Below are 6,822 nucleotides of genomic sequence, written 5' to 3' on the forward strand. Positions count from 1 at the left end.
CAACACACCAGTCCAAGCTGGCGGTATGTGTGGGGCGGATGTGGCGTCCGGGAGGGGCCTATTAACGGTGGCCTGCTGTGACTATGGGTGGTGGCCTGCTGCGCTCGACTCCGTCGGCTGTGCCTATTGCGGTGGCCCGCCGTTCCCGACTTCGTCGGGCTTGCGACCACCGCGGCTAACCACCGCGGTCGCAGCCAGGACCGCGACGGAGACCAGAGCCGCCAGCTGCACCCCCGCGGAATGGCCGGCATAGCCGTCTGCTGAGCGCCACGGGAACCGGCACAGCACCGCACCCGCCAGAATCAGGCCACCGGCACTCAACCCGAGCCGGACCACGTCGAACGCGCGCTGCCGATGCCGCAGCGCGAACAGCAGGATCAACGCAGCCCCGAACACCCCCGCCCCGGCGGTCCCGGCGATCAGGCCGCCGACCGCCAGCGCGCCGAACGCCGCCAGTCGACGGCTGGGCCGCCAGGGCTGGGCGGGTGGATCGGAACTGCGGCTCCGCCGCGTCGGCCACCAGGCCAGCAATGCCAGCAGCGGCAGCAGGGCCAGGCCGCCGGCCATCCCGAGGCGGTACATCTGGTTGGGCCCGAATGTCAGGGAGATCGTGCCCTCGGTGCCTGCGGGCAGCACCCAGCCCTGCTGCCATCCGTTGACCGCGACCGGAGTCAGTCGGGCGCCGTCCGGCGCGCGCGCCACCCAGCCGCCGTTGATGCTCTCCGGCACGACCAGCACCCGGGAGTCCGCAGCGGCGGGAACCGTCATCTCGCGGCGGGCCGCGCCCCACGTGTCGACGACAGCGGGTGTCGTCGCCGAAGCCGCGGCAGGCGCCGACGGCCCGGACAGCGTCGCGCCGTGGACGACGAACGCCGAACCCGGGCTGATCAACAATTCCTGTTGGCCGGGGGGTAACTCGATCGGCCGCTCATCGCACGGCTGCGCCGGCACCGGCACATCGTCGAGCAGCGCACCGACGGTGGTCGTGATCGAGGTGTGCACGAACCGTCCGGCAATCGCGATGACCGGCCCGCGGTCGCAGCCGATGCTGACCGGGCGCGACCGGTTGCGTGCGGCATCGGCGGGAGCAACCGGACGGCCGTCGGCGCCGAGCACACTGACCTCGGCCAGCCCCGGCGGTTTGAGCTGGTCGAAGCCGATCGCCGTGCGGTCGATCACGTCCTCCCAGTCCAGCAGGCTGATCTTCACGGTGTCGGTGATCCGCGGCAGCAGCCGCACCTGCTGACCGGCCTGATCGTCCTGATCGTCGGGGTCGGACAGTTCGCGGATCTGTGGTCCCGAGCCGAGGTCGATGGCCACCAGCGTGGGCTGCGCCGGCAGCGGGGACCGGCTGGGGGTGAACCGCAGACCGGACACCTGGACGGGCTGCGGCAAGGTGATGGTCAGCGTCGGCGGGGATCGGTGGGCGACCATCCGCTGCGACGCCGTCCAGGCCGTGCCCGGATCGCCGTCCGCGGCGGCATAAGCCGACCCCAGCACGTCGAGTACGTCGGCGTCACCGTGGGCTCGCAGGCTGCCCGGCTCGGCGATCAGGTCGACCAGGTTGGGGCCCTGGCGTGGCCGCACCCACACCGTCGGGGTCACCGATATCGGCCGCGGCACATTCAGGGTGCGGCTGAAGGTGGCGGGCTCCTCCGGTTCCAGCATCATCGACGCCGCGCAGCGGACCGCGTCGGCGGCAGGAGCGCAGCCGGTCCGGCCCGGCAGACCGGCACCCAGATCCCACTGCGCCACCTGCGTACCCGCGGGCGGGACCGGGACCATTGCGGTGTGGCGCAGGTCGACCGGATGCGCGAACCCCGACGCGTCGTACTGGGTGACCGCCAGATCGGTGATACCGAACTGCACGCCCGGCGAGCCGTCGTCGGTGCCCGACGCGGTGATCCGCACCCAGGGCGTCTCGCCGTAGGGCAACGCGGCGGTGAGTGGCTCGCCGGCGCGGTCGAACCGCAGCGTGGTGGTGCCGTTGACCGTGGAGATCTGGATCCGCCGCACCTGCGCGCCGACGGCAGTCGCGCTGGGCGTCACGGTGATGGTGCCATTGGTCAGCGGGTGGTCGAAGTCCACCTGCAGCCATTGGCCCACGGCCGACTGCAGCGCATTGGACACCCAGGCGGTACCCGAGTCACCGTCGATGGCGGCGGCCGGCGAGGTCGACGGCGCGACATCGGGCAGCGTGGTGGCATCGGAGGATGAGCTCGACACGGTGAGCCGGCCACCGATCCAGCCGCCGAAGACGGTGGCGGCACCGGGCGTCGGATAGTCCGGCACCCGGCTGAGGGTGTGCCGGGCATCGCCGGCCGCCCGGACCGTCGATGAGTGGTTGTCGACCCGGCCGTAGTCCGTCTCGCGGGCCAGTGGCGTGTCGGTGACGGTGATGCCGACGTTTCGGGGCGGGTCGAGGTCGGCGCGCCGGGCGTCGGCGGTCATCAGCACCGGGCCCAGCACCGGTTCTCCGCGCAACCGACGGTGCTCGTCGAGCCGGAGCAGCACCTCCGGGCCCCCGTCGACCCTCGGCATCGCTTTGAGGTCGGCCAGATACGGCGCCCCCGGATTTCCGTTTCCGCCGGCCGCCGGGTCGCCGACCCGGTAGATCTCGATCGCCGGATAGGCCGGCCGCAGTCCGCTGTCGGCGACGAACCCCGGGACCGTGCCCGACCCGACCGGTTCGCCGAACTGTGCCACTAGGTGCAGCCCCGGCGAGCCGTTGACAGCGCGGTGCACCAGCAGCGGCCGGGCCGACCGCGAGGTGTCGGGGTCCAGATCATTGCGCACGACCAGATAGGAGATACCTTGGCGGGCCAGGGTGTCGGCCAGACCGGCGGAAGGCCGGCCGGCGGCGAACAGGCGCTGCACCGAGTCGAGTGCCCGGATGGTCTGCGGCGGGGTGAGCGGAATCGAGTCGCGCACCCCCCAGGGGCCGACGTCGAGAACCTGCAGGGGTTCGTCGTGGCTGGTGCCCCAGGTCTGAGTGGCGAACGGCGCACCCGGCGCCACCAGCACCCGTCCCGGGGTGGGACCGCCGCCGTTGTGTTCGCCGAGCCAGGCGGCGGCGTCGCGCCAATACTGCGGCAGCGCGCTGAATGTGCCGGGCGGGGTGAGCCGGCCGGTCCAGGCCAGCGACGTGGCGACGAGCAACGCGGTCAGGACCACCAGGCCGACCGCGGCCGGCTTGTGGTGTTCGGGGTGGACGAAGGCGCGCCGCCACACCGGTCTGGGCACGCTGCCCGGCAGCGGGATGCGACCCAGCAGGTGGGCGAGCCCCAACACCACCGGGATCCGGATCACCGACTCGAGTTTGTGCACGTTGCGCAGCGGCGCACCGGCTCCGTCCAGGAAGGACTGCACCTGGTGGGCCAGCGGCGAGCCGAGTCCGCCCGCATAGCCCAGCGCCAGCAGGGTCACCCCGATCAACAGCATCGTGACCAGCCGGCCGGCCCCGGGCACCCGCCGGCGCAGCATGCCGGTCAGGCCGGCCAGCCCGGCGGCGGCCACCAGGCAGGTGCCCAGGATCATCACCGGGCTGGTGACCAGCGGCGCCCCGGCGGTGGCGTTCGGCGCTACGAACGGCGTCCAACTGTGAGTGCCGCGCAGCATCTCGGTCAGCGACGTCCACCGGGTGGTCACCCCGGCCGATTCGATGAAGTCCAGGAACGGTGGACTGACCCGGCCCAACAGCACCAGCGCCACCAGCCACCACGCCACCGCCAGTGCCAGTGCCAGCAGCCACCAGCCGGTGAACCGCCACCAGCGCCGGTTCGGGCAGTGACACAGCCACCAGATCATCGCCGGAAGGCAACCCGCCAGCGTCGCGACGGCGTTGACAGCGCCCATCAGCGCGACCGCGACTCCGGCCTGACCGGCCAGCATTCGCACCGAGCGTTCCGGGACCTGGACTCCGGGCGCGCCCAACGCCCGGATCACCGGCAGCAGCACCCAGGGGGCCAGCATCATCGGCAGCGTCTCCGAAGAGATCGAACCCAGCGTGGTCAGTACCCGCGGCGACAGGGCGAATGCCGCAGCAGCGATCAGCCGTGCCGTCGGCGTCGCGATCCGCAGCGTCTCGGCCACCCGCAGCAGGCCCCAGAACCCCACCGTGAGCAGCAGCGCCCACCACAGCCGCTGAATGATCCAGCCGGGCAGCCCGAGCAGGTCGCCGGCCAGGAAGAACGCGCCGTGCGGGAAAAGGTAGCCGTAGGCCTGGTTCTGCACCTGCCCGAACGGCAGCTCACTGCTCCACAGGTTGGCCGCCCGGGCCAGGAACCGCAGCGGATCAGCGGTCAGATCGAGTTTGGTGTCCGGGGAGATCCGGCCGGGAGACTGCAGCAGGCTGCAGGCCAACGCGACTGTGCCGACCAACCACAGCCAGCGCCGCGACAACGGTGTGACAGCCTGCGATGCAGCCGGCGGCGGGTCGGACGTTGCCGGCGTCCGCAGGTCAGCCGCGGTTGCCGTACTCCACCCTGTTCAGCACGGAGGACTGCGGATCGCCTCCGGCGATCTGCGGCTTGGTGTCTTGCTGCACCATCAGCGTGACGCCGAAAACAGCCGCCGCACCGAGCAACACCCCGACGACGATGCTGATGGCTGCCGGCACCACGAACCGAGGCATGGTCAGGCTCCTTCCGCAATCCCGCGATGTGTTCTCGGGGCACTCTCGTCCCCGCTGACCCCCGACCGCCAACGTAGCATGCGGGGCTGGCGTACCCGGCGGTTCAGCGAGGCTCGACGAAGGAGAGGCGAAGCTGGGACCGCCGCATGAACCCGTCTGCTCCGGCCGTGACAGCATGGTGCGATGCCTCGATCGCTGACTCGACAACTGCCCGGTCTGCTCTTGGCGGCCGCGATGCTGCCGGCACTGGTCACGGCGTGCTCGCACCGCACCGAGACACCCGCCCCGTCGCCGGAGGCCTCATCTTCGGCGCCGCCGGTCACCGCGCCACCGGTCGACCCTGTCTGCGAGCAGTTGGCGGCGTGGGCGATCCGCGACAAACTGGCGCAGTTGGTGATGGTCGGGGTCCGTGACGCCGCCGACGCGCGCGCGGTGGTGACCGACCACCATGTGGGCGGAATCTTCATCGGCAGCTGGACGGAGCTCTCCATGCTTACCGATGGTTCCCTCAAAGAGATCAAAGAAAACCAAGCGCCCACCGGACCGTTGCCGCTGGCGGTCAGCGTCGACGAGGAAGGCGGCCGGGTGGCCCGACTGTCTTCGCTGATCGGGTCGTCGCCGTCGGCGAAGGAGCTGGCGCAGACGCACAGCGCCGCCCAGGTGCGCGAGCTGGCCGCCGAGCGCGGCCGCAAGATGGCCGACCTGGGCATCACCGTCGACTTCGCGCCCGTCGTCGACGTGGTGGACACCAGCACCGACGACGACACCGTGATCGGCGACCGCTCGTTCGGTTCGGATCCGGCCAAGGTCACCGAGTACGCCGGGGCGTACGCGCAGGGGCTGCGGGATGCCGGGCTGTTGCCGGTGCTCAAGCACTTCCCCGGCCATGGCCACGGCTCCGGTGACTCGCACACCGCCGGCGCGGTGATCACCCCGCCGCTGGCGCAGCTGCAGGACAACGATCTGGTGCCCTACCGCACGCTGGTCACCCAGGCACCGGTGGCGGTGATGATGGGCCACCTGGAGGTGCCCGGCCTGACCGAGGATCCCGCCAGCTTGAGCCCGGCGGCGGTCAAGCTGCTGCGCACCGGCACCGACTACCACGGGCCGGCGTTCGACGGGCTGGTCTTCAGCGACGACCTGTCGTCCATGGCCGCGATCAGCGACCACTACGGGGTCGCCGAGGCGGTGCTGCGCAGCCTGCAGGCAGGCGTGGACGTCGCGTTGTGGGTCACCACCGACGAGGTGCCTGCGGTGCTGGATCGGCTGGAGCACGCGGTGGCCGCCGGCGAGCTGAAGCCCGACGCGATCGACGCCTCGCTGGCGCGGGTGGCCGCGGTCAAGAAGCCCGGTACGCACTGCCACGCGTGATCCCGCCGCTATGGCGGGTCACGCAAGTTACTCTTCGGTAAGATCGTGCCGGAGAGTGCGCGGAAGGACGTCGAGGCGATGGCAGCTGGCAGCAAGCGGTTACCGCGGGCCGTGCGTGAACAGCAGATGCTCGACGCCGCCGTGCAGATGTTCTCGATCAACGGCTACCACGAAACCTCGATGGATTCGATCGCGGCGGCTGCGGAGATCTCCAAGCCGATGCTCTATCTGTACTACGGCTCCAAGGAGGAGCTGTTCGGGGCGTGCCTGGACCGGGAGCTGCGCCGCTTCGTCGAGGCGGTGCGCACCGGCATCGACTTCCAGCAACCTCCGAAAGAATTGCTGCGCAACACGATCCGTTCTTTTCTGCACTACATCGATGCCAACCGGGCGTCGTGGATCGTGATGTACACCCAGGCCACCAGTTCGCAGGCGTTCGCTCACACCGTGCGTGAGGGCCGCGAGCGGATCATCGAGTTGGTGGGCCGGCTGCTGCGGGCCGGCACCCGCAACCCCGAACCCGGCGTCGACTTCGACATGATGGCGGTCGCACTGGTGGGCGCCGGCGAGGCGATCGCCAGCCGGGTCAGCACCGGCGACACCGACGTCGACGAGGCCGGTGAGCTGATGATCGACCTGTTCTGGCGGGGCCTCAAGGAAGCGCCGGGCGGCCGCGAGGGCGCAGACACCGCCGCCGCTGGGTGATAACCAGCCGTTGATTCTGCGTCCACCAGGCGTGCTACTCGCCTCAGACTCAAGTGATCGCTGCAACACCTGACCAGGAAGGGGTCGGTGCTGCATGGGTCACGAGACGGGGT

General features: G+C 70.8%; 4 protein-coding genes. 2 read left to right on the plus strand and 2 right to left on the minus strand.

What is annotated here, in order from left to right; genetic code table 11:
* Nucleotides 1–123 precede the first annotated feature (123 nt).
* Together AWC16_RS21370 and AWC16_RS21375 are read right to left on the minus strand one after the other, a co-directional pair.
* Nucleotides 124–4,401, minus strand: coding sequence for an alpha-(1->3)-arabinofuranosyltransferase (locus tag AWC16_RS21370; RefSeq protein WP_085266723.1), 4,278 nt, complete (start codon nt 4,399–4,401; stop codon nt 124–126).
* Nucleotides 4,402–4,459: 58 nt separating this feature from the next.
* Nucleotides 4,460–4,633, minus strand: a complete 174-nt coding sequence (locus AWC16_RS21375; RefSeq protein ID WP_013827163.1) for a DUF2613 domain-containing protein — start codon at nt 4,631–4,633, stop codon at nt 4,460–4,462.
* 183 nt (nt 4,634–4,816) lie between these two features.
* Between AWC16_RS21375 and AWC16_RS21380 the strand changes: the two genes are divergently transcribed.
* Nucleotides 4,817–6,004 (plus strand): glycoside hydrolase family 3 N-terminal domain-containing protein, encoded by a 1,188-nt coding sequence (locus tag AWC16_RS21380; RefSeq protein WP_085266724.1) that lies wholly within the window; start codon nt 4,817–4,819, stop codon nt 6,002–6,004.
* 78 nt (nt 6,005–6,082) lie between these two features.
* Entirely contained in the window at nt 6,083–6,709 is a 627-nt protein-coding gene (locus AWC16_RS21385) for a TetR/AcrR family transcriptional regulator (RefSeq protein WP_085266728.1), read from the plus strand.
* Nucleotides 6,710–6,822: the final 113 nt, after the last annotated feature.

Origin of the sequence: Mycolicibacter longobardus, assembly GCF_002102265.1 — a bacterium.
Lineage (GTDB): Bacteria > Actinomycetota > Actinomycetes > Mycobacteriales > Mycobacteriaceae > Mycobacterium > Mycobacterium longobardum.

Coding starts and splice junctions, on each gene's coding strand:
- AWC16_RS21375 (WP_013827163.1), bottom strand. CDS start 4,633: ATGCCTCGGTTCGTGGTGCCGGCAGCCATCAGCATCGTCGTCGGGGTG.
- AWC16_RS21380 (WP_085266724.1), top strand. CDS start 4,817: ATGCCTCGATCGCTGACTCGACAACTGCCCGGTCTGCTCTTGGCGGCC.
- AWC16_RS21385 (WP_085266728.1), top strand. CDS start 6,083: ATGGCAGCTGGCAGCAAGCGGTTACCGCGGGCCGTGCGTGAACAGCAG.